Raw genomic sequence first — 23,641 nt, 5'->3', positions numbered from 1 at the left:
TTGTCTCTCAATTTACCTAATTATCAAGGCTGGCTACGAATAGTAGAGAATAGTTTTTCACCATTCATTAAAGGTTGACTCAATCTACTATAAATATTTAGAGTAAAAAGAGATAATAGTTACATTTTGAATTCAACAGGTAAATAGACCAAAAATTCCTCAATAGTTAAAAGTTACCTATTGGTGAAGATAATAGTCAAAAACTTCTGAGCTGGAATACATATAATTTAGTCATCATCATATTCGACCAAAATTAACCTGAAAGTTTTTGCTATGTAGATTATATTAATTAAGCTATCAGGCGCTCTATCTAATTAATGATAATGAAGATAACTTAATAGCTGTATAGTTTGTCTGAGATATATTTACCAATGACTAAAGTACAGAAATTGAGTTAATTTAAGCTTCTAAAAATCTATGGGTTATTAGTTACTAAAACATAGTCCCGGGTTAAAATTTTAGATCGATAGATGATTGAATTAAGCAATACAATTGCTAAAAATTGCGATAAATTGATAGTATTCCAGGTAAGCAATCTTACTCAGTAATCATCAACAATTTAGAATCTGAATAACCTCTTCTCTAAAAATACATCTACATCTAGGATCTAAATTTAGAGACGACCTAAGCAGAAGGTAACTTAAAAATCAAAATATCTGCTACTTTGCATTACTATTTAATGCTACAACCTGATGAAGACAAAGAATTCAATACTTTGTCTATAAACTTCTTTTTCTCTAAAAATAAATTAAAGAATAATTGTTGTTATTAGTATTGATTTCAATTAATTACTAAGTAAATAATACTCAATTAATCTTTAAATTACTTAGCTTTTGAGCTAAGAAATACTTGCATAAAAACCCTCCTCACCATACCACCTAATAAAACTATGAACTACAATGACATTCCTGTAATTATTCCCATTCTAGCAACTGGTTATGTGTTTACTGTATATCTACTATTAACATTAGCCCAAAGGGGTGCAAAAATCACAAAAAATAAATCTTGGGAACAAGGTATTGCTAACTCAAGAACTAATTTGCATTAGTCATTTCAGTTAGCCTCCTGTGGTCGGAGCTACCCTAGCCTCTTTCAGAGGAACTACGTTATCAGTTAGCCAGTATCTTTAGCTGTTTGCGCAGCATGACCTAGGAAATCAAAATGAATTGAAATACGGAATTCTATTTTCTCTTGGTCGATTATGTAGATATGGCGAGGAAACCCGCTCTTATCAGAGCCACTCCACTTTTCGGTGCGGAATGCGCTCGCATTGATGTCAGCGACAGCCGTTAACGTAGTTATGCACCAGCAAAACGCCATATCTCGACCACTTTTTATTCCCTTAAAAGGGGAGGCTTTAAACCATGATTTTTCGGTAAAAAACAGCAGATAATATAGCAATGTGCGCTGGCATATTTACACATGATTTTTTGTAAACCTTTTCGCTTACTGCACTTTGAACTGGAAGTTGTAAATACCTGAGCGTTCATTGCTATACTATAGTTTATAGAAACTATAAATTATCTGCTTTGACATCCTCCCGACGCTGCACTTGCGTGACAGCGCGGGATTCCCTAGCATCACTGTTAGAGACTTTCTGTTTCTTAGCACCCGCCTTCCGAGATTTACTCTCCTCGGGTCTTACAGTCGCTCCACAGACTGACACTGCGAGTCCCGCAGCCAAAATGTTTATACTTGCGTTTATGTCCCTGTCATGGTGAGATGCACACTCTGGACAATCCCACTCTCTTACGCTTAGAGGTAATTTTTCTACTATATGTCCGCAATTAGAACAACGCTTAGAACTAGGAAAATATCTATCAATCTTGATTAATTCCCGTCCATACCAATCAGCCTTGTACTCTAATTGCCTGACTAATTCTCCCCAGTTGGCATCACTTATTGCTTTTGCTAACTTGTGGTTTTTGAGCATATTTTTTACTGCCAAGTCCTCAACTACTATCGTTTGGTTTTCTCTAATTAGTTGAGTTGTTAGCTTATGAGTATAGTCAAGCCTTGAATCTTTAATTTTTGCGTGTATCCTAGCTAAAATCAGCCTAGCTTTTTGATAGTTATTAGACCCCTTAGTTTTTCTCTTTAGAGACTTCTGAGCTAACCTCAGTTTCTTGTGTAATTTGTTTATATTTTTAGGGTTAGTGACTTTTTCTCCATCACTGGTAGTTAAAAGACTGGTGATACCTAAGTCAATACCTACTTGTTTGTTAGTTGGTTTGAGTCTCAAATCTCTGGTGTCATTGACTCTCAAAGATACAGACCATCTACCACTTGGGTCAAGTTTGACCGTAATTGTACTAGGTGTACAACCTGATGGTAGTTGCCTGCTCCACCTGATAGGTAATGGTTCAGCACATTTAGCTAGATAGACTTGACCATCTTTCCACTTAAATGCGGACTTTGTAAATTCTGCACTACCACCATTACGCTTTTTCTTAAAGTTGGGATATTTAGCACGTCCACTAAAAAAGTTAGTGAAAGCAGCTTGTAGATGTCTTAAACCTTGCTGTAATGGGACGCTACTGACTTGTGTGAGGAAATCTAAATCTTCCTGCTTTTTCCAGTGAGTCAGCATAGCAGAAGTTTGCTTATACCCTACTCGCTCTTTGTTCTCATACCAAGCTTGAGTTCTAGCAGCTAAAGCTCTGTTGTAGATCAGTCGAACGCAACCTAAAGTCCTCCTCAACAGGTTTTCCTGTTCTGGAGTAGGATAAAACCTAAACTTGTAAGACTTTTCAACCATTTACTGCTTGCTATTCGACTCTTACATCTTAACAGATTATGTGTGAACCGCAAAATTGATTGGCATTCATCCCGACGCTCCCTTGCAGGAGAGCGCGGGTATAAATGCCAACATTTAGATAAATTGACATCTCCAGGGGTTGAAACACCCTGGATTATGTGGCAAATCAACCGCAAATGGGACGGGACGAATAAATGTGCGGAATTTACTTCCGCACGCAGCCCCTCATAAATCCACATTTGCTTAAAGCCTGAAGGGTAGACTTCTAAACTCCTCGGCATAGATCATTGTATAGCTGTGAGCTTACCTTTTTTTTGTAGTTTTCACGAGTGGTTTTACTCTAGATATTGGAGCTATAAATCGCTGCTCTAGCTGCGTTACTTGCTTTTCGGTGCCGAATGCGGAGCTAACAGCCGTCGTAGGAAGCATCGTCCCCGTCTCCTGTCCACCAGAATTTCACCGCAAAGCGCGATCTTGTCATGGCGACAAACCTTGTTGTTACTCACTACTTCTAGTATAGCATAGTTTTACTCTGCTTTATTACCCGCGCGTCGTTATTCAACCAGGGGATAAATCTTCCGGGAACTTTTCTCCCGTCAGTTTTTATGTTTAAGAGAAGTTATCAAACTAGATTAGCATTTTAATTCGATCGCAAAAACTCTGTAAAATTTTTCGCTAATTATTATTAGATCGAGCATTTAATTTGATTTTTATATCTCAAACTTAGAGCTGATTTATAAAGTAAATATTAAGAGGATAAATGCTTTACAGTGTAAGGGTTTGACACTATCTAAGCCCCTAGGGCATAATTTTCCACAAACTCATGCTAGAAAGGAGTTTCAACTCAGTTTATAAATCAGCTCTTAAATTCTATGCCATAGAAATAGATTTTTCTAGAAAAGTAGAGAAAGAAACTGATTGTACAATTGGTTTATAACCAAGCCATTGTAATGATAATTCAGCAAATTTTTGAGGAGAACCGCTAACTACGAATTTTGTTGGTTTTGCCTTCTCATAGTTTTGCAAATTCATAATTTCTAGTTTTTTAGCAGCTACTTTAACTAGAGATACAGCAGGGTCTACAAAACTAACATTTCTAGGTAGAAAAGAACGCAATATTGGTTCTAAATAGGGATAGTGAGTACAACCATAAACCAATGTGTCAATTTTTTGCTGTATTAATGGCATCAAATATTCTTCTGCTATCTGATATGTGTAAGGATTATGTAGTTGATTTTGCTCTATTAAAGGTACGAAATAGGGACAGCCTACTTGCCACACTTTAGCAGAAGCATTTGCCTCTAGAATAGCAGTACGATAGGCATTACTAGCAGCAGTTGCGGGGGTAGCAATTACACCTATTCTTGTTCCTAATTCTACTGCAGCTTTTGCCCCTGGTACAATCAATCCTAGGATTGGAATATCAAATTTAGACTTAATTTTTTCTAAAGCAAGAGCTGAACTGGTATTACAAGCCATCAATACCATTTTAACTCCACTTTTGATTAACCACTCTATAATTTCATCTACAAACTGCACAATTTCTTTGCTAGTTCTTGTACCATAAGGTAATCTTGCTGTATCTCCAAAGTAAAGAATAGATTCACTAGGTAACTGTCTATATAGCTCTCTCAGAACAGTTAAACCTCCTATCCCACTATCAAAAATACCTATTCTTTTTTGTCTAGTTTCAACGATCATTCTTGATAGTCTATAAATATTATTCAAATCAAATCATTATCACTATAATGTATCGGTTGAACATCTATCTAATTTTTCCTATTTATTTTAGTTTGAATAGGGTGCATCTCAGTTTTGAAGAAAGTCAAAAATTTATCGCTTTTAGGTATGGAGGGAATAGGGAATAGGGAATAGGAAAAAAGTATTTTTGCACATAAGAGATGCACGCCAAAAATCAGGATGCTCTATAGTCTGAGTTTACCTGTAAATTCACCAAGTGTTTTGAGCATTCCCTCTTCTTGAGTATAATTACTTATCACTTAATTGAGATGCACCCTTTGAATAGATAAAAATTATATGATTATTTACCAACTGAAGTGAAGACAATGGAAATTGTCGAATATATTTTGGTTATTATTAGTTACTAAAATAGATTAACACTATATATAGCAATATGAAGATATCCTCATAGCGCAAAAAAATTATTGTTTAGGTTGAATTTTAGACGCTACAGTTCAAAAATCACATTTAATTGCTACATATAGTATTATTATTGTCCGTTTCAGCTCTATGTTAGAGAGGCAAACTAGCCAACAAACTCTAATCGAGCTGGTTTTTCTGCTGGTGGTTCTGTACCTTTTAGATAGGCTAATACCGTATCTGCGTCAGATGTCTCAAATGGATCGTCACCATAGTTGTCGCTAAAACCTTCTTCAACAAATATCTTTTCGATTTTACAGTCATTGACAACCATTGCATAGCGCCAGGAACGCATACCAAAACCGATATTGGACTTATCTACTAACATTCCCATTTTACGAGAGAATTCTCCATTGCCATCTGGTAATAGGAATACATTTTTGGCATTTTGCTGTTTACCCCATTGGAACATTACGAAGGCATCGTTTACTGATAGACAAATAATTTCGCCTATTCCTTGTGCTTTGAATTCATCGTATAGTTCTTCATAGCGAGGTAAGTGAGTAGATGAGCAAGTTGGTGTAAAAGCTCCAGGTAATGCAAATAATACTACGCGCTTGCCACCAAAAATATCTTGGGTAGTTTTGTCTTGCCAACGAAAAGGGTTAGGTCCTTCAACAGATTCATCACGGACACGGGTTTTGAATACTACATCAGGAACGCGCTCAATAACCATAACTTAACCTCAAAATGATTTAGTAACTTAGCAATTTAATCTGTATCAGCTTTTACTGCTGTAAATCAGAATAATTTTATTTAAGAATTTGTCAATGGTATTAAAGAAAAATTTTATTTTTGAGGTTTGCTTGTGAATGTATTGTAAAATAGGGTAAAATAAATATTTTATTTTTAGCGTTAAATATGCACTTTATAGATACAGCATATTTCGGATGTTTACTTCTCCCCCACTCCCTTACTCCCCTGCAATGCGAAAGAGAGTGTTTTTGACATCCTCCCCGGCCTAAAGGCGCGGGGATTCCTACCGCCGTAGCTCCTCGGTGGGTTGACGTTTTGCTTCGCATAGCTGCCGCTAACACAGGCTGCTGCTACTTTTGCAGTAGTCTTACGCTTGCCTCCACGTCCGTTTTTTGTCTCGGACTGCCCGCCCGCGACTAATATATTTATTGCTGCATTCTTGTCTCTATCGTGTTTTGCACCACAGTTAAGGCATTCCCACTCTCGCACTTGAAGGTCTAATTTGCCTCCACGAAAACCACAACAACTGCATTTTTGGCTGGTTGGCTCCCAACGATTAATTACTCTGAAATCGCGACCGTATTTTTCTGCTTTACCTTCTAGAAGTGTTCGGAATGTCCGCCAACCTAAATCTGATATTGCTCTGGATAATTTACGGTCTCTTGGTGCGCGTTCCGCAAGCGAGCTGGCGTCGTCGCGGGGTCGCACCGCTTTTTGACCATTCCAGAAACATTCAAATCCTCTAAAACAATTGTTTGGTTTTCACGAATTATTTCAGTGGACAATTTATGCAGAAAATCAGTCCTCATGTCTTTTACTTTGGCATGTTTGCGCAGCATTCCGTAGGAAAATTTAGCTACTCTCAATCTAGCTTTTTCATATTGTTTAGACCCAAAGGTTTTTTTTGATAATGATTTACTTAGCTTTCGTTAGCGCAGCTCCTCTGAAAGAGGCTACTTTTTAATCCGTTTTTTCAATGGTTTAGGTGCATCAACCTTCGTACCATCACTAAATGTAGCAAAGGTTTTAATGCCTAAGTCTATCCCCACTGAATTATCAGTACGAGGCAAGGTTTTGGCACAAGTTTCTACTACAAAACTTAAGAAATATCTATGTAGGGGCAAACGGCCGTTTGCCCCTACGTCTTTGATTACTGTTACTGATGATGGAGCAGCAGGTAACTCTCTAGACCAAACTATCTTGAGTTTTCCAACTTTGGCTAAATAAACTTTATGCTGACCAACTTTAAAACCTCCTCTTGTAAATCTAGCAGTTTGTTTTGACTTTCTACTTTTGAATTTAGGAGGTTTAACAGGTTTACCTTTTCTCTGGCCTTTTGTTGATTGAAAAAAGTTTTGATAAGCCTGGTTTAAATCATTCAAAGATTGCTGCAATGGTATGTTAGAAACTTCTTGAAGCCACTCTCTATTTTCAGTCTTTTTTGCTTGAGTAATAAACTGTTTTTGTAGTTGTGAGTTAGTGGGTTTCTTACCTCCTGATTTGTATTTTTCTTGACAACAAGCTAGGCTATCATTCCAAACAACACGTTCACGAAGTGTTGCGCCAGCAAACGCAACCAAATAGCTTTGCTAATTGATGCTTTTGTCCCGGTGTTGGATATATGCGATACTTAAATCTAGCTTTCATAATTCGATATTTAAACTAACAGTATTGTAACATATTAATTGAAACACTTAACAACTAAAAAGTCGCCCTAGAAGGGCGAGGCTTGGGACCCAATTTTTCGGTCAAATAAATATTAGATTGTATAGGGTGAGTTAATGAAATGTAATATCATGTTCGGATAATCAGTTATAAAAAAACTTTATCCCTTTTAACCTTTTCTTACCTTCTGCCTTCTGCCTTCTGCATAGCTGCCTTCCTTCCTCCAAAGTGTAAGTATTCAACCGAACATGATATAACGCACCATCCCACAGCAAGCAGTACATGAGATGTAACACCGACCATTATTCCAGAAATGGTAACTGTGCTGTCACACACCCTACTTAATCTTGTATTTACAAATAGCTTCTTAAAGTAAAAATCAATAAAATAAAATAAATTATTTTTATTGAATCCTATTTTTTTATATGAAGTAATTTTTAAATTATTAATTGTTCAAATATTATGCAAATTTAAATTATGAGTTAGCTATTAGCAATGCTTTTCTATTCTTGGATGTTGATGAATGATGATTTTATCTTTTCTTTTGCAGGTTTAATACTCCACCGTCAACGGGGGTGCTTAAAATTGTTTGGGTTTATAAGGCATGGAGTGGCTGGTCGTTGACTATCCATAAGCAATTTTTCCTTCTGCCTTCTGGCTTCTTCAAGAGCTATACAAGTTGAATTGCCTTAGTTACTTATAATATTAGTTGTTAAATAATTTTCTGAGCTTTCTTTAATTTTCAATCCTTATAGTTATAAGTAGGAAATAAGTTTGCTATTACTCTTCAATTTAAAAGAATTATCAGATTAAAAATAGGATATTTTATAATCTACCAAAAGTTGCTAACTTGATATCCTAAACTATTTAGCATAACTCTCAATAATGGTAGACTTAAACCAATTACATTAGTATGACAACCTTCTATTTTTTCAATAAATAAACCACCTTTACCTTCTATGGCAAAACAACCAGCACATTTTAAAGGTTCTCCAGTCGCAACATAAGCTTCTATTTCACGGTCGTTTACCAGAGCAAAATGAACTTTTGTCATTCTACAAAGTACGAGAGTTTGATTTTTAACTAGATCGATTAAAGCATGACCTGTGTACAATTGACCAACTCGACCGCGCATTTTTTGCCATCGAGCGATCGCCTCTTTATTATCAGCAGGTTTACCATAAATTTCGTCATCAATAACTAATACTGAATCACATCCTAAAATTAAATTTGATTGTGTTTCAGATAAGTTCTCTTTCATTAGAGACTTAGCTATTGTTTCTGCTTTAGCCTGGGCTAATGTTTCTACTAATTTTCGAGGTTCTATTAATTTAACTTTTGATTCATCAAAGTTACTAGGCATAACTATAGGATGAATACCAATAGTTTTCAACAAGCGAAGTCTCGCTGATGATGATGAAGCTAATATGAAGGTTGGAGTTTTCATATTTTCAAGCAAGCAAAAAAATATTCCATAAAACATTGATAATTTGTCAGGACTATAGCCTATATTTAACGATATTTTTTAAGATTGGAAAACTTAAAATTTGCTAGTCCTGACTAATATAAAAAATTCTCACTAATATATAGAGAAAGAGTTAATAACTTGCTCAAACTTATCATGTAGTTTTTGCCAGCGTGCTTCAGTAGTTGAAATATTCATAGTCAACAGTTTACCTCGACTAACTCCTACACTTGCTAAATTATGACGCTTTCTCCCATCAGCTAATTTAACAGCATATTCCAGTTGATAATATGTTTTAGCTTTATATTCTCGTGCTTCTGCACTTACTAATTCTGCTTCCCGACCAGAGTCTGTTGGTGCAATGGCATTTTTGCTCAGTTTATATCCTACTTCAGTAGGAGTACCCAAGTCAGCCAGAGTTTTATCTCCGACTACGGGACTAATAACGACACTAACATTCTCAGTGGCCTCAACTAGGTCATGGAATACTACATCCGGGCCATCAGATACTTTGACTTCGAGCCAACCGTTAGGATAAAGGAATTCATAACCATCAGTTGTATCCACGAAGCTTTGTAGTCCACCGCCAATAGAAACACAACCTGTTAGTACCAGAGCGATCGCTACTAAACATAAAGCTACAATTTTTTTGAACATTTTCTCTTTTTGGTATTCTATATGGTGAGAGTGGGGTTGAATGAAATTGTTCAGTCCCGACACTCAAGTACAATGTATTGTATGTATTGTCTCATTAAATCTTGATTAATTTAACAGGTTTGTGAATTTAATCAACTTAAAGAATTGATTTTTGTCAATCAGGAGCCAAAATAATTTACATTTAAGGTATTTGTTTTCCACTGGGTAATATTTGGATATTGAGATTGAGTTTAGTGTGATGTTTTGAGCGAGAAATAATTCTGAGTTATGAGTTTAATTTTGAACTACTGGCAAATTTAGTTGGCAATTCCGGTAAAAGTATAATTAATTTTAATACCCTACAAAATCTGATAATTTAGTCGTCTTTAATTGTTGGAGGTTCTAAATCTCTCATCAACTAATTCTTGATTCTGAATTCTGAAATATTTATGTCATTAATTACTTTCTGTATTTGCCAATTTTTCACTCCTAAATCTGCGGTCATTTCAGTTATCAGTTATCAGTTATCAGTTATCAGTTATCAGTTAACAGTACCTCTGCCTGTTTGCGCAGCATTCCGCAGGAAATTCAGAGCCTTGAAATAATGATGTTCTGACTAAATATCTAATATTAATAGCTGAATAATTCTTGATTCTGAATACTAAAATATTTATGTCATTAATTACTTTCTGTATTTGCCAATTTTTCACTCCTAAATCTGCGTTCATTTCAGTTATCAATTATCAGTTATCAGTTATCAGTTAGCCTCTTCCGGAGGAACTGCGCCCTTCAGTACCTCTGACTGTTTGCGCAGCATTCCGCAGGAAATTCAGAGCCTTGAAATAATGATGTTCTGACTAAATATCTAATATTAATAGCTGAATAATTCTTGATTCTGAATACTAAAATATTTCTGCCATTAATTACTTTCTTTATTTGCCAAATTTTCACTCCTAAATCTGCGGTCATTTCAGTTATCAGTTATCAGTTATCAGTTAACAGTACCTCTGCCTGTTTGCGCAGCATTCCGCAGGAAATTCAGAGCCTTGAAATAATGATGTCTGACTAAACATCTAATATTAATAGCTGAATAATTATTGATTCTGAATACTAAAATATTTCTGCCATTAATTACTTTCTTTATTTGCCAAATTTTCACTCCTAAATCTGCGGTCATTTCAGTTATCAGTTATCAGTTATCAGTTATCAGTTATCAGTTATCAGTACCTCTGCCTGTTTGCGCAGCATTCCGCAGGAAATTCAGAGCCTTGAAATAATGATGTCTGACTAAACATCTAATATTAATAGCTGAATAATTCTTGATTCTGAATACTAAAATATTTCTGCCATTAATTACTTTCTTTATTTGCCAAATTTTCACTCCTAAATCTGCGGTCATTTCAGTTATCAGTTAACAGTACCTCTGCCTGTTTGCACAGCATTCCGCAGGAAATTCAGAGCCTTGAAATAATGATGTCTGACTAAACATCTAATATTAATAGCTGAATAATTATTGATTCTGAATACTAAAATATTTCTGCCATTAATTACTTTCTTTATTTGCCAAATTTTCACTCCTAAATCTGCGGTCATTTCAGTTATCAATTATCAGTTATCAGTTAACAGTACCTCTGCCTGTTTGCGCAGCATTCCGCAGGAAATTCAGAGCCTTGAAATAATGATGTCTGACTAAACATCTAATATTAATAGCTGAATAATTATTGATTCTGAATACTAAAATATTTCTGCCATTAATTACTTTCTTTATTTGCCAAATTTTCACTCCTAAATCTACCTTCATTTCAGTTATCAGTTAGCCTCCTCCGGAGGAACTGCGTTAACAGTTAGCCTCCTCCGGAGGAACTGCGCCCTTCAGTACCTCTGCCTGTTTGCACAGCATTCCGCAGGAAAGTTAGAGCCTTGAAATAATGATGTCTGACTAAATATTTAATATTAATAGCTGAATAATTATTGATTCTGAATACTAAAATATTTCTGCCATTAATTACTTTCTTTATTTGCCAAATTTTCACTCCTAAATCTGCGTTCATTTCAGTTATCAGTTAGCCTCCTCCGGAGGAACTGCGCCCTTCAGCACCTCTGCCTGTTTGCGCAGCATTCCGCAGGAAAGTCAGAGCCTTGAAATAATGATGGTCTGACTAAATATCTAATATTAATAGCTGAATAATTATTGATTCTGACTACTGAAATATTTCTGCCATGAGACATCTCCAATAATAAAAATCAAATCAATTATCCAAAATAAATCATCAATTATTTCTCCCTACTCCCTACTCCCTACTCCCTATTCTTTATTAACCAAATTTTTACTCATCAATCTGTGGTCAAGACACTGTAAAATACCAACAGTAATTTCTACAGTTATTACCATTGCTAACCAAAAATTTTTCACCACAATTTGTGTTCGTTCTAATACCCATATCCCTAACCCTAATAGTAATAGTAGTTCTATTAAATATTCAATAACTCAACAATAAATATTAATAACTGAATAATTCTTTATTCTAACTACTAAAATATTTTTGCGATTAGAAATCTTGGTATTATTCCAAAGAAATAATCAATTATTTTCCCCTACTCTTTACTCCCTACTCCCTCTCTATTAACCAAATTTTTACTCATCAATTTGCGGTCAAGATACTGCAAAACACTAACAGTAATTCCCACAGTTATTACCATTGATAACCAAAATATTCTTACCACAATTTGTGTTCGATCTAATACCCATCCTCCTAATAGCGGTCCGATTAAAAATCCAATCGCCCAACACTGAGCATTAATTGCTAAATAAATACCACGCAAAGATTCTGGTGCTAAGTCCGCTACTAAAGCTGAAGCAGAAGGAGTATAAGAAATAATAGCAATAGCAAATAAACTTAAAGCTAAAGTAGTCAATAAAATATTACCTATTTCTACTATTCCAGCAATACCAATGACGAAAAATCCTAACCCCCATAATATTGCTGAAATTATTAATGCTTGAGCATGACTGAAATTGCGTAATTTTCTCGCAACTGGTAATTGGAATATAACAGTCAAAGCAGTATGTCCTGTAAATATAGCACTGATAATTAGTGGTGAAAAATTTCCGGAAACAAAGTTGTTTAAATATAAAGGTATTGTGCTGTGAATTTGAGAAATGTAGAAAGTAAAAAAAACATTCACCATCACAAAAATAATTAGAGTTCTATCGCTAAAAGCTAATAGCCAACCATTAGTATTTTTTTCCTATCTGTTTCAATTTTAAGCTTTAATTTAACTGGTTTATAAGTTTCCTTAAGCCATAAATATACAATTCCTGCAAAATCAAGAATGAAATAGAATCAACTATAAATAATGATCTATAAGCACCTGTAAAATTCACAACTATTCCACCAGAAATAATTCCCAACTGCAAACCAAAATTATCTGCTAATCTCGTAATAGCATAAGCCTCTTTACGTTCGGTTGGTACTGCTAAATCTGCCACAATAGTTTCAATTGCCGGCCAATATAATCCTGTACCTAATCCTAGTAATAAATTACCGATAACTACAACAGAAAAATTATTAGCTATTGCCATTACTATTGAAGCTAGTGCCGAAATAATTAATGATAATAATAGAGTTATCCGACGACCAAAAAATTGAGAGTCACTTAAAGAACCTCCAAGAAAACGAGCAATTACGCCAGAAATTTGAGCGCTACTTAAAGCAATACCAACTGAAGTTGTAGATAAACCAACTTGATTGACAAAAAAATTGGTACATAAAATAAAGTAAATCCTGTACCAATTTGAGATAATAATCTACCCATTGCCAGAATTAAAATTTGTCGGTCTAAGTTAGGAAATAATTGAGATAGATTAAACTTTGGCAATGACATAAAAATTACCCTAATTTTTAGAATGAGCAGATACAGTTTAATCTTAATATCTAAGCATTCAGCCGTCAGCCAGCCTCCTATGGTCGGAACTGCGGACTTCAGCTATCAGCTATTGCTTTTAGTTTAGGATAAAAGCAATATTTAATTGTCTTACTACAAAAGTTGCCTCCCTTGCCTTTAAAGTCAGTTGTTAATTTAAACACTTTCCCATAAGATAGAATCTTGTTGCTGATAGCTGACAGCTAATAGCTGAATTCTTACATTAATCTTTGTTCTTTATTACCAAAAGCTCTAAAAATTAATATCTCATCAAGTCAAAACTTTTGTAAGTTCAATGATAGTTCAGTAGTTGTTAATATTTGACTTCTCTCTTGGTTAAAATGCAAGAGATTCTAAATCGATGCTACGCAATACAATAAATTCACATTGCTTCGCGTTTTATTGGTTTAGAGTTCCAGGCTGTATCTCTATTTTTGATTTAGCTGTGTCTCTATTTTTCTTAAAATATTAGCAGCTCCATTCAGGTCACTATTAATTAATCTACCTATTTGAGTTTGATATAAACCGCATTTGACTCTTTTAATACCAAGCGTGATAAATGTTTGTTACAAATGGTAGGGACGTTGCATAAGGGCGTCCGTACGAAAAAAGGAAGAGGAAAGAAGGAAGAAGGGATAAATATTGAAAAAAGGGAAAAACAATATAAATAACTATCTAAAATGAACTGGAATAGCTATTTTTCCGCATATTCTAGTAAGGTCTACCTTTTTATAGCATTCTTTTTCAAATTGGTATAAGCGAATAATTAAGGTTTAAAGCTTCTCCTTTCAAGGAGAAACAAAAAATTTTTCTTTGAGTTAATCCTCTTCTTTTCCAGGAGAATTCATTAATTGATAATTGACAATGGATAATTAATAATTACCTCTGGTTAAGACCGTTACGGAATTGAATATCAGGAAATATTATTTCTTCTCTTGGTCGATGATCGGACAGCGAGGAGACCTGCTCTTATCAGAGCCACTCCGAAGATCGACCGCTTTTTCCCCTTTTAAGGGGATAATAAAGAAAAATTTTCATGAATTTGTCAATCCTCTTCTTTCAAGGAGAGGTAATTATTCATTATTCATTATTCATTATTAATTGTTGAACGATTTAGGTAGAAAATTATGCTCTTATTTAGATGATTGAGAAGTATAGTTTTCTTCAATTTGTCTGATTTTTTTAGGCAGCTTTGGAGTAGATTGATTGATAGTATTTGTTGGTTTTCTCTTATTGTAATGAATCATATTTTACGATAATTTATGTGTTTTTCAATAGCGTTCATAACCATAATAGATACCATAATTAGTTGATTCATTAGATTATTAGCAGATAAAATATCAGACAGCTTTGAGTTGTTCATTGGGTTTAATTAAAACTTATTGGCAACCATACATCACCATAATTGAATACTTTATACAATTACATATAGTATAGTTGAGAATAAAACACTACAGGTTAAGACTTATCTGATGGTTTATGCCTGGCTTGAAAGACAAACGTTTTCGCGTTTATGCTACTTATAGTAATTTTGTAATAACTTTAAAATGAATTTTTATGATTAATTATCTGAAAGGAAAAATAGCTGATATTCAAAAAGGTAGTGGTATTCGTGTGACTCTAATTTTAGAAGTTAATCAAGTAGGTTATGAACTACAAATTCTGCCGAGGTTAACTCAAAATTTACAACAAGGAGAAGAAATACAAGTTTTTACTCACCAACAAATACGAGAAGACCAAATGTTATTGTACGGTTTTGGTATCTCTGCAGAAAGAGATTTATTTCGCCAGTTAGTAAGTGTTAGTGGTATTGGGACACAATTAGCGATCGCTTTGTTAAATACTTTAGAATTACCAGATTTAGTCCAAGCTATTGTTGGGGGAAATACTCGTGTCTTAGCCAAAACTCCAGGGGTAGGCCCGAAAACAGCAGAACGTATTGCTTTAGAATTAAAAAATAAATTGGCCGAGTGGCGACATGATGCTGGCTTAACTACATCAGTACCTGTGGGAGTTACCCCCGCTATTCAAGAAGAAGTAGAAATGACTTTGTTAGCTTTGGGATATACAGGTCAAGAGGTAATACAGGCATTGCAAGCTGTTAGTCAAAATGCTAAAATTTCCAAAAATACAAATCCAGAAGATTGGATCAGGGAAGCTATTAGTTGGTTGAGTCGCCCTACTCAACTTTGAAAAAGGCACAGTTAAACAATTTTGTGGTGGTACATAGTAATAGTAGAGACAGTGTGAGGACTGTGGGAAGAAATTAAAAAATGTATATCTTTACCATTATGCGAGCAGGACAACCTATTTTTTTTTCAGCGTGGAGCTATTAAACCAAATTTTAAAAAAATATATAAGTGAAGATACTAAATAGCTGGGCAGAAATAAATATAATACTGCATCCAAGGGGAGAAAAGTCGGCAGAGCTGTAGTATAGTAATGAGGATGGCTTCGTCGTTCCTCCTCGCAATGACGAGATTTTACACCCGTCTACCTAGCAAGAGATTCACCTTTGAAAAACCTAGCCAATCCTAGACATTTTTAGGAATTGTCTCTCAAAGGTTGCAGATTAAGTCTTAACTGACTACGTTGGCTGGTCACGACCACCATAAGTGAACTCCAGCTTATATGCTGGTCGCTCTAAATTAAGGACAGCGTTAAAGTGCGCCAATCGGAAGTAGACTCCTGATAATTGAAATCTTATCTTCTTCTATTAGACATAGGCGTGATAATCAAAAATCAAATCAATTATCGCGCAAAAATCATCAATTCTTTCCCCTACTCTGTAGGGACGTTGCATACAACGTCCCTTACTCCTTACTCCCTCTTTTCCGGAGAGGTCTATTGTCCAGAACAGATATATGATGATATAGTTAATGATTGTAGTAATTTTGAGAAAGATTAGTAGAAGTTAAATATATGGCTCTCAAGCAACAACGTAAACAAGAAATTATTGGTGAATACCAAACCCATGAAACGGATACAGGTTCAGCAGATGTCCAAGTAGCTATGCTGACTGAAAAAATTAGCAAATTAAGTGCTCATTTAAAAAATAATAAGCAAGATTATTCATCCCAAAGAGGTCTATTAAAAATGATTGGTAAACGTAAGCGTTTACTATCATATATCCAGAAACAAAGCCAAGAACGTTATAAAACATTAATTACTCGCCTTGGTATTAGAGGTTAGAAGCTGAATTATGCCCTCAGAATCATCACGTCAACCTTTACCTTTTGAGCCTGCTAAAAATCGTAAAAAACAAGGTAAGAAATCATCTCCCTCACCTAAAACAAAAACAGTAGAGGAACAACAATCTTCCAATGTAAAAAATCAGCCGAAAAACATTAGTAATCAAAAACGCCAACAACTCAAAGAAGACAATTCTATCCCAGAAGTAGTTAGTCGGCGGATGATAAGTCGTATGGTGTTATTCTCTGGTACACCTCTAATATTGGCTTTATTAACCTTTGTTATTAGCTACTTTATCATTACAAATGATATTTTAGTACTACCAAACCAAGCAGTTTTGCTAGTTAGTATGGGCTTTTTTGGTTTAAGTGTTATTGGTTTGAGTTATGGTCTTTTTTCCGCTTCTTGGGATGAAGATAGAAAAGGTAGTTTATTGGGTTGGCAAGAACTAAAAACTAACTTTCAACGGGTTAAAGAAGCCAGAAAAGAAGCTAAATCAAAAAGCTAATTTCTATCTATGATTAATAGAGATGAGAAAACCTCGTCTCTAGTATTTTATTAATCTTCCCAAACAATTTATTTATAGATTGATATAGCAATCCTAAATAGGTTACGGGTAATCAAAAAGTAGATAAAAAAACTGAAACTCCCGCCTGTTCCCTGTTCCCTGTTCCCTGTCCCCTAAAAGCGGTAAGATTTTTATACACAAATAAAATAGGATTGCTATAGATTGAGATGTGAAAACATTGCATCCACAGAGCAAACTTGAAATTATATTGGATTTGTTAAGAAACAAGTAAAAGTCAACCTTGGCAAGTTATTGTCGAAATAACCGTAGTTTAACTCACATCTAAATTTAACTGCAAAAGAAAAATGATTATAGTAACAAAAGTTGGTTCTCCAGAAGCTGAAATAGACCGTCTTTGTAATGACCTTCAAACTAATTGGGGTCTGACACCAGAAAAAATTGTTGGACGCTATAAAGTTGTCATAGGTTTAGTAGGAGATACTTCAGACCTCGATCCATTGCAACTACAAGAACTAAGTCCTTGGATCGAACAGGTAATGCGGGTTGAACGTCCTTATAAGCGAGCAAGTTTAGAATATCGCCATGGAGAAGCAAGTGATGTAGTAGTATCTACTCCGGATGGACCTGTAACTTTCGGTCTTCATCACCCCTTAGTTGTCGTTGCAGGTCCTTGTTCCGTAGAAAATGAGGAGATGATTATAGAAACAGCCCAACGAGTTAAAGCTGCGGGTGCTAGGTTTTTGCGCGGAGGAGCTTATAAACCTCGTACCTCTCCTTACTCTTTTCAGGGACATGGTGAAAGTGCTCTAGGTCTACTAGCTGCAGCTAAAGAAAAAACTGGTCTGGGTATCATCACAGAAGTAATGGATGCTGCTGACTTACCAAAATTAATTGAAGTTGCTGATGTGCTACAAGTGGGTGCCCGTAATATGCAAAACTTCTCTCTATTAAAAAAGGTAGGTGCCCAAGACAAACCTGTACTTTTGAAGCGGGGAATGGCTGCAACTATCGAAGACTGGTTAATGGCTGCAGAATATATTCTAGCTGCGGGAAATCCAAATGTAATTCTCTGTGAACGAGGTATTCGTACATTTGACCGTCAGTATGCTCGTAATACCTTGGACCTCTCAGCAATACCAGTATTGCGATCGCTGACTCATTTACCAATTATGATTGACCCTAGTCATGGTACTGGTCGAGCTGAATATGTACCGGCAATGGCAATGGCTGCTATTGCAGCAGGGACAGATTCTCTGATGATTGAAGTCCATCCAAATCCAGCAAAAGCTTTATCTGATGGCCCTCAATCCCTGACACCTGAAAAATTCGACCGATTAATGCAGGAAATGGCAGTAATTGGCAAAACAGTGAATCGGTGGCCGCTAGAGGAACCTGTTCTAGTATAGTATGGGTTACTGGGGGTTAGGACACGGAGACGCACCAGACGCGGGGAAGTGGAGATGGGTTGAACAGGCAATGGTTTCAGCCATTTTATGTGAAGAAATTTTCTTGAATTTCATTAGATAATTGAATAATTAATTAAATCTACCCGCTCTATTCATTAAAGAGAACTCCCGTCCACTCAAATCCGCGCCTTCCTTTCTCCGCGTCTCCGTGTCTCCCCCTCCCCGCGTCCTCTCCACTCAAGTTGGAAAAATTTACCCTTGTAAGCTACTCCCTACTCCCTGTCATATTTATAAATTTTGATTATTTTGTTGAGAAATAATACATTCAACCTGATGCTCAACATTATCCAGTAACTTCTGTAAAGTTAACAAGCTATCTAGTTGAAATGGAGCTAGATGTTGACGGCAATAAATTTGATTGATTTTTATCTGTAATTGTTTGCCTAATTTCAAGGTATCTTGACTCAATAAAGATAACTTTTGCTGTTGATAAAATTTTAAAGCAGCTCCTCTTAATACCTGTAGTGTTGCTTCTTCTCCATAAGCTCCTGGCATCACTCTCAAACGTAATAGTAAATGATTCTTTTGATAAATTCTTTCAATTTCTACTTGCCGAGGTTTTTAATGGGAATTGAACTCATTTTGTCAGAATTTTAAGTTCGTTAATAACACCTTCAATTTTTTCTCGTTCTAGGTTTTCAACTACAGATTGTAGAACTCCATCTTGACTCCACAAAATTTTTCCTTGTGATTCTTGTTGCTCAAAATAAAGTCTACCAATTCCTGATTCTAAAACTCTTACCATTAGTTCTTTCAATAGCTGTTGAGGCTCTAAAATAGCCATAGATTCTAAAGATATAGATTGTTGAGAATTAGGTAGAAATAATTCTAAAACATCACATAAATAATTTTGTGGATGTTGAATTTTAGTTTCAAGTGTTTGTTGTTGTGAGCCTTGAGATTGTTTAATTAAATATTCTTGATTTGCGGTCTTTTTTTGCTCAGAAAATTGCTGATTTTTTCCTTTTTTAGGAGATTGAGGATTATCAATTTGTTGATTATTATGGGGTAATTTAGGTTGAGAAGAACTAGAAGTGGCAGATTTTTGATGACCAATATAGTTTAAATAGGATGATAATATTGACCTCTGAGTTTCAGAGGAAATTTCTTCCATTACCAGCGAACAATTTAAATAAGATAATAATCGGCGAGCATAATTTATAGCAGAAGAATCTTTGATGTCAACTACACCAAGTCTAACTCGGCTACCTTCTATAGATAAAGGTAAAATTTGATAGTGTAGACAGGCTTCAAATGGTAATATATTGTCAATTAGAGCAAATATCTGGGGATGATCCATTTGCTTTTCCCCATTATTTTTGTTGTGTGCGGGCATTATTGAGTTGTTAGTTTGAAACTAAATAATCTATTTAACGATCGGGATTAAAATAGGCAACAACCGTCTTCACTAGAGCTATTGAGGCTGATTCAACAATTAATAATTACCTCTCCTTGAAAAGAAAAGAATATTCCCTATATCAAATATAAGGCTTTCCTAGGGAATGCTGCGCAAACAGCTAGAAGTACTGATATAGTCATTTAACTTTAGATTGAAACAAAGCTTTCTTGCTATGAGAGAGTTTCAGACAAAAAAACATCTCATTTTTTAAGTTAAACTACTATAACTGATAACTGAAATGACCATCTGCAAAAGATTTGTGACATACTCCCACACGCTTGCTGGCGCTATAGTGTGGGCTTCTCGTTTCGTAGCCCCGGTATCCCGTCGAGCTCCACGAGCTTTAAGAACGGAATGCCCTACCGCCCTATTTTTTATATTTATCGCTGCATTTCCTAGGTCATGCTGCGCAAACAAGTCGTGGTCTATTGCTATGCCACAGTGCGGACAAGAATGGGTTCTTTGAGATAATTCTTTGGGAACTTTTTTTCCACAGTTTGAGCAGTCTTGGCTGGTATTTTTGGGGTTCACTCCTATAGTTTTCTGTCCAGCATTTCCGGCTTTGACAGTTAAAATAGACAGGAATTGGCCCCATCCAGCATCGTTAATTGATTTACTCAAACGAGTCTTTGCTAGTCCTTTGATATTTAAGTTTGCCTCCGGCACGCCGCGCTCCGCGTCTACATGGGCTATAACTTCAGATGAGTGATAACAATTCATTGGCTGTTTTGAAATGAAAGTCTTTACGTTTATCAGCCACTTTTTTATGTTGTTTGGCTACAGCTTTAACAGTTTTTAACCATCTTTTGCTTCCTTTCTTTTTACGGGATAAGCGTTTTTGTAGAGTCTTTAATCGCTGCTGAGATTTTCGATAGTATTGAGGGATGGGGATAGATTCTCCTTCACTTGTTACTAATAATTCTTTCAGCCCCATATCGATTCCCAGAGTGTTTTTTAATGTAGGTTCAACTTTAGTTGTTAAAGCTGGAACTGATTTGTATTCTAGGGATAAAGTCACATAATAACCATCAGCTTTACGACTAATAGTCACTGTTTTAATTGTCAATCCTTCTGGTATTTGACGATGCTGAATTAACTTTACCTTTCCAATTTTGGGCAAATTAATTTGATTTTCTTCAATACAGTTTTGTTTGATTTGAGGATAAGTAAAACTGCGATAACGACTTGTTTTCTTAAACCTTGGTTTCCCTAATTTATATCCACTTTGATCTGCCTTAAACCATCTATCAAAGGCAAGTTTTACCCGTTTTATGCAATCCTGTAAAACCTGAGAATGAATCAGCTTATACTCAGGAAACTTGTCTTTGGTATTGACCAAATCTTTTTTTTGAGAGTAATAATCTGGATTATCTCTTAATTGAGGAATGGGCTTGACCAAGGGACAAGCATTAACCGGACAGCGATTTTCTTTCCACCACGAGAAGCGTTCGCCTAACCGATAGTTGTACTGCCGACGCAACAATTCTAACCACAATCCTATTGTGGCTATTTGTTCTTTGTTGGGCCTTAATTTATATTGGTAGGCAGTGCGCATAGTGGAAAATTTCCGGGGTTATAGGCAACATCATAAATACAAGTTTTTCAACTAGGGCGAAAGCTTCTGGTGGGATGGTTGCAAATTGAATGGGCATCGAACTTATTCAATTGGCCGCCGATTCATCTCACACTCCTCTTAAAAATTATGGTGTGAGGCTCAAGGGCGGTCTAGCTAAGAACTATTTCGTAATGATTGAGCAGATAAGTATAATTTTGTCCATTCGCTAATAACTTGGTTACTTCTCAAGTTTAACTGTTTAGCAATTTCCTCCACACTAGCACCTGATTTTAACCCTTCAATTAAATGACGTTGTTGAGGATTGAGATTTTGCCAATATTTTTGCCATTGATTAGAAGTCAAACCTAAACCATGCTCATTCAGAGAAATTTCTAACCAACTAGCTACTAATTCTGGTTGTTGTTTAACTGCAAAAACACGAATTGCATGATAACTGACTTTTTCTCGTAACCTATATATTTGCTTGATAGGCATATCTAAAGCTTGAGCAATTTCCTCTTGAGTATTGCCTCGAAGATAAAGTTTCAACCATTCTGCTGCCTTTGAATCAACTTTTTCCGCCAAATATTTCTCAAATTCTTCCTGGACTTTAGAGCGGAGCAAATGTTGTTGCTCCATTTCTTCAGTATCTTGATACCCTGAAGTCACTACGGCATCCAACAAACTCACTTGGTCTTCCGTATCACCAGGACTAATATCTTCTGAGATTAATTTAACCCATTCTTTTACAGGTACTTGAGTTAGGCCACCTCTTTGAGTTCGACGTAGATAATTAACAAATCTATATACCAGTAGAGGCTGATTGCGAATCGGTCTAATACAATATTCTTCTACACTGGCCAATAATAGAGAGTTGCGGAGATTAGGATTTTTTGTACATTCACTGATTTTGGCCATTTGTTGCTGGAGGTAGCGATCGCTATTTAGCATCTCTTGGATCACTTCCTGGAGGACATCAATTACACTTCGTTGGCGATCGCGACTGGTATTTACCCATGCTCGTATTTTCTGTCGCAGCATTACTAGGCCACTTAAGCGTTGCAGTAAGTTTCGATAAGCTCGCTCTGGTGGAATGTCCAAATATCTTTGTTTTAGAATTCGATAAAGAAACTCCCTGCCTTTAGATGCCATTTGCTTTTGAGTAGGAGTCAGCTCGTCTAAGCGACTAGGGTTATTTCCCAATAGCCAGCAAATAATACTATTGTGGACATCTGAGCTATGGTTTGGGTAGTCTTCCTGAAGCTTGGTTTTCCACTCTTGTTCCAGTGCTTGCGCCAAAGTCATGAGATTTTTAATTCTATATATTTAATTCTAGCTTTTGCCAGAATCTACCTCTGCCAGATTTTATTCAAAAGCTATATTTTCAGTCATTCTAGCAATATTTCTGACTACTGATTTAATATGCAGGTGAAGTTCTCTCCTGTTAAATCGGAGATTTTAACGAAGTCAGAAGTCAGAAGTAGGGGCGTTAACGATAGTTATGCGAAGCAAACGGCCGTTTGCTGGCGCAAAGCTCCGAATGGCGCCCGTACAGAAGTTAACCCACCCTAACCCTCCCAGGAGGGGAAGTAGGGGATTTGAGAAAAGCTCCAAAAATATTTCGCCTTAAAAGGCGGGGTTTTAGACCCATGTTATTTTGGTCAAAAAAGTGTTTGGATAAGAGTGGAGCGATCGCTCATCAGCTATAATTGTTCTTTTTTCTCCCGCATACCACAAATTTGTCAATCTATCAAACTGCGGAAAAGTTAGAAGAGAAAAATTTGTCATTTCTGGTTGAGGAAAACAAGACTATTTGTCTCTGAAAGAACGAAATAATCAGTATTTGCAGCGTCAAAATTCTCTTCAGCAATAATTAGCTTCAGATTTTACTACAATTCATAATACTACACAATTGAGAAAAACAGCTAAAAATTTTGAAACTTCGTTAGTTTTCTCAGAAAATTTTTTTTCTTTTTGTCATAAAATCCTGACAAAATTAAAAATATTCAAAGGAAAATACTGAAATTGATAAGTAAAAGTTAAGTGTTCAACTGATTTTGAGATATAGAAGCTTTTGAAGCGTTGGCGGAGTAAGTGCGGCAGCTATATCGCTTTATTAAGACGTAAGCATTCAGCGGTCAGCAGTCAGCAGTCAGCTATTAGGTATGAGTTATAAGTCATTATCTTGGAAGAAGG

At 35.7% G+C, this 23,641-nt stretch carries 29 protein-coding genes; 5 read left to right on the top strand and 24 right to left on the bottom strand.

What is annotated here, in order from left to right; all coding sequences use genetic code 11:
- Window positions 1–889: 889 nt before the first annotated feature.
- Window positions 890–1,048, top strand: coding sequence for a hypothetical protein (locus SAGCYANO_RS03430; protein WP_202218792.1), 159 nt, complete (start codon window positions 890–892; stop codon window positions 1,046–1,048).
- A gap of 465 nt (window positions 1,049–1,513) precedes the next feature.
- On the opposite strand, the gene SAGCYANO_RS03420 is transcribed toward SAGCYANO_RS03430, so the two are convergent.
- From SAGCYANO_RS03420 to SAGCYANO_RS48975, 18 genes are all read right to left on the bottom strand, one after another.
- The gene (locus SAGCYANO_RS03420) at window positions 1,514–2,758 is read right to left on the bottom strand and encodes a transposase (RefSeq protein ID WP_237395698.1); all 1,245 of its coding nucleotides are present in this window, start codon (window positions 2,756–2,758) and stop codon (window positions 1,514–1,516) included.
- Between the two features lie 870 nt (window positions 2,759–3,628).
- A complete protein-coding gene (gene murI, locus SAGCYANO_RS03415; RefSeq protein ID WP_202218790.1) occupies window positions 3,629–4,459 on the bottom strand; it encodes a glutamate racemase in 831 nt (276 codons plus the stop codon).
- Window positions 4,460–5,024: 565 nt separating this feature from the next.
- A complete protein-coding gene (locus tag SAGCYANO_RS03410) occupies window positions 5,025–5,594 on the bottom strand; it encodes a peroxiredoxin (RefSeq protein WP_202218789.1) in 570 nt (189 codons plus the stop codon).
- Between the two features lie 218 nt (window positions 5,595–5,812).
- Window positions 5,813–6,322, bottom strand: a complete 510-nt coding sequence (locus SAGCYANO_RS49005; RefSeq protein ID WP_307785816.1) for a zinc ribbon domain-containing protein — start codon at window positions 6,320–6,322, stop codon at window positions 5,813–5,815.
- Window positions 6,241–6,480 carry a transposase gene (locus tag SAGCYANO_RS49000; protein WP_307785815.1) on the bottom strand — a complete coding sequence of 80 codons (240 nt, stop codon included), beginning with the start codon at window positions 6,478–6,480 and terminating at the stop codon, window positions 6,241–6,243. The genes SAGCYANO_RS49005 and SAGCYANO_RS49000 overlap by 82 nt, the downstream gene beginning before the upstream one ends.
- Window positions 6,481–6,567: 87 nt before the next feature.
- On the bottom strand, window positions 6,568–7,194 hold the full coding sequence (locus SAGCYANO_RS48995; RefSeq protein WP_307785814.1) for a transposase: 627 nt from the start codon (window positions 7,192–7,194) through the stop codon (window positions 6,568–6,570).
- Window positions 7,163–7,261, bottom strand: coding sequence for a helix-turn-helix domain-containing protein (locus SAGCYANO_RS48990; RefSeq protein ID WP_307785813.1), 99 nt, complete (start codon window positions 7,259–7,261; stop codon window positions 7,163–7,165). The genes SAGCYANO_RS48995 and SAGCYANO_RS48990 overlap by 32 nt, the downstream gene beginning before the upstream one ends.
- A gap of 198 nt (window positions 7,262–7,459) precedes the next feature.
- Window positions 7,460–7,582 carry a hypothetical protein gene (locus SAGCYANO_RS47270; protein ID WP_255502448.1) on the bottom strand — a complete coding sequence of 41 codons (123 nt, stop codon included), beginning with the start codon at window positions 7,580–7,582 and terminating at the stop codon, window positions 7,460–7,462.
- 529 nt (window positions 7,583–8,111) lie between these two features.
- Window positions 8,112–8,726: a nucleoside triphosphate pyrophosphatase gene (locus SAGCYANO_RS03395; protein ID WP_202218787.1), complete on the bottom strand. Its 615-nt coding sequence runs from the start codon at window positions 8,724–8,726 to the stop codon at window positions 8,112–8,114.
- A 132-nt stretch (window positions 8,727–8,858) separates the two neighbouring features.
- Entirely contained in the window at window positions 8,859–9,401 is a 543-nt protein-coding gene (psbP, locus tag SAGCYANO_RS03390) for a photosystem II reaction center PsbP (RefSeq protein WP_202218786.1), read from the bottom strand.
- A 970-nt stretch (window positions 9,402–10,371) separates the two neighbouring features.
- Window positions 10,372–10,557, bottom strand: coding sequence for a hypothetical protein (locus tag SAGCYANO_RS03375; RefSeq protein ID WP_202218783.1), 186 nt, complete (start codon window positions 10,555–10,557; stop codon window positions 10,372–10,374).
- Between the two features lie 36 nt (window positions 10,558–10,593).
- Window positions 10,594–10,779, bottom strand: coding sequence for a hypothetical protein (locus tag SAGCYANO_RS03370; protein WP_202218782.1), 186 nt, complete (start codon window positions 10,777–10,779; stop codon window positions 10,594–10,596).
- An 8-nt stretch (window positions 10,780–10,787) separates the two neighbouring features.
- Window positions 10,788–10,973, bottom strand: a complete 186-nt coding sequence (locus tag SAGCYANO_RS03365) for a hypothetical protein (protein ID WP_202218781.1) — start codon at window positions 10,971–10,973, stop codon at window positions 10,788–10,790.
- 22 nt (window positions 10,974–10,995) lie between these two features.
- Window positions 10,996–11,181: a hypothetical protein gene (locus SAGCYANO_RS03360; protein ID WP_202218780.1), complete on the bottom strand. Its 186-nt coding sequence runs from the start codon at window positions 11,179–11,181 to the stop codon at window positions 10,996–10,998.
- A gap of 43 nt (window positions 11,182–11,224) precedes the next feature.
- Window positions 11,225–11,431, bottom strand: coding sequence for a hypothetical protein (locus SAGCYANO_RS03355; protein ID WP_202218779.1), 207 nt, complete (start codon window positions 11,429–11,431; stop codon window positions 11,225–11,227).
- A gap of 544 nt (window positions 11,432–11,975) precedes the next feature.
- Entirely contained in the window at window positions 11,976–12,569 is a 594-nt protein-coding gene (locus SAGCYANO_RS48985; RefSeq protein WP_307785819.1) for an MFS transporter, read from the bottom strand.
- A gap of 82 nt (window positions 12,570–12,651) precedes the next feature.
- Entirely contained in the window at window positions 12,652–13,098 is a 447-nt protein-coding gene (locus SAGCYANO_RS48980) for an MFS transporter (RefSeq protein ID WP_307785818.1), read from the bottom strand.
- The gene (locus SAGCYANO_RS48975; protein WP_307785812.1) at window positions 13,089–13,265 is read right to left on the bottom strand and encodes a hypothetical protein; all 177 of its coding nucleotides are present in this window, start codon (window positions 13,263–13,265) and stop codon (window positions 13,089–13,091) included. The genes SAGCYANO_RS48980 and SAGCYANO_RS48975 overlap by 10 nt, the downstream gene beginning before the upstream one ends.
- 1,596 nt (window positions 13,266–14,861) lie before the next feature.
- On the opposite strand from SAGCYANO_RS48975, the gene ruvA reads away from it, so the two are divergent.
- The 4 genes from ruvA (at window position 14,862) to aroF (ending at window position 18,431) form a co-directional block, all read left to right on the top strand.
- Entirely contained in the window at window positions 14,862–15,497 is a 636-nt protein-coding gene (gene ruvA / locus SAGCYANO_RS03345) for a Holliday junction branch migration protein RuvA (protein WP_202218778.1), read from the top strand.
- A 729-nt stretch (window positions 15,498–16,226) separates the two neighbouring features.
- Window positions 16,227–16,496, top strand: a complete 270-nt coding sequence (gene rpsO, locus SAGCYANO_RS03340) for a 30S ribosomal protein S15 (RefSeq protein ID WP_202218777.1) — start codon at window positions 16,227–16,229, stop codon at window positions 16,494–16,496.
- A gap of 10 nt (window positions 16,497–16,506) precedes the next feature.
- Window positions 16,507–17,004, top strand: coding sequence for a PAM68 family protein (locus SAGCYANO_RS03335; protein WP_202218776.1), 498 nt, complete (start codon window positions 16,507–16,509; stop codon window positions 17,002–17,004).
- A gap of 365 nt (window positions 17,005–17,369) precedes the next feature.
- Window positions 17,370–18,431, top strand: a complete 1,062-nt coding sequence (gene aroF / locus SAGCYANO_RS03330) for a 3-deoxy-7-phosphoheptulonate synthase (protein WP_202218775.1) — start codon at window positions 17,370–17,372, stop codon at window positions 18,429–18,431.
- A gap of 288 nt (window positions 18,432–18,719) precedes the next feature.
- On the opposite strand, the gene SAGCYANO_RS43915 is transcribed toward aroF, so the two are convergent.
- The 6 genes from SAGCYANO_RS43915 to SAGCYANO_RS03310 all read right to left on the bottom strand — a co-directional run bounded on the left by SAGCYANO_RS43915 (window position 18,720) and on the right by SAGCYANO_RS03310 (window position 23,233).
- Window positions 18,720–18,986: a hypothetical protein gene (locus tag SAGCYANO_RS43915; RefSeq protein WP_237395696.1), complete on the bottom strand. Its 267-nt coding sequence runs from the start codon at window positions 18,984–18,986 to the stop codon at window positions 18,720–18,722.
- Window positions 18,987–19,068: 82 nt separating this feature from the next.
- The gene (locus SAGCYANO_RS03325) at window positions 19,069–19,791 is read right to left on the bottom strand and encodes a hypothetical protein (protein WP_237395694.1); all 723 of its coding nucleotides are present in this window, start codon (window positions 19,789–19,791) and stop codon (window positions 19,069–19,071) included.
- 306 nt (window positions 19,792–20,097) lie between these two features.
- On the bottom strand, window positions 20,098–20,610 hold the full coding sequence (locus SAGCYANO_RS49900) for an RNA-guided endonuclease InsQ/TnpB family protein (RefSeq protein ID WP_375339859.1): 513 nt from the start codon (window positions 20,608–20,610) through the stop codon (window positions 20,098–20,100).
- A complete protein-coding gene (locus SAGCYANO_RS03320; RefSeq protein WP_375339858.1) occupies window positions 20,588–21,445 on the bottom strand; it encodes an RNA-guided endonuclease InsQ/TnpB family protein in 858 nt (285 codons plus the stop codon). The genes SAGCYANO_RS49900 and SAGCYANO_RS03320 overlap by 23 nt, the downstream gene beginning before the upstream one ends.
- A gap of 174 nt (window positions 21,446–21,619) precedes the next feature.
- A complete protein-coding gene (locus SAGCYANO_RS03315; protein WP_202218774.1) occupies window positions 21,620–22,750 on the bottom strand; it encodes a HetZ-related protein 2 in 1,131 nt (376 codons plus the stop codon).
- A gap of 336 nt (window positions 22,751–23,086) precedes the next feature.
- Window positions 23,087–23,233, bottom strand: coding sequence for a hypothetical protein (locus SAGCYANO_RS03310; protein WP_202218773.1), 147 nt, complete (start codon window positions 23,231–23,233; stop codon window positions 23,087–23,089).
- Window positions 23,234–23,641: the final 408 nt, after the last annotated feature.

Source organism: Okeania sp. KiyG1 (assembly GCF_014132355.1).
GTDB lineage: Bacteria > Cyanobacteriota > Cyanobacteriia > Cyanobacteriales > Microcoleaceae > Okeania.
Note: the sequence above shows the minus strand (reverse complement) of the source record. Positions and strands in the feature narration are given on the sequence as shown.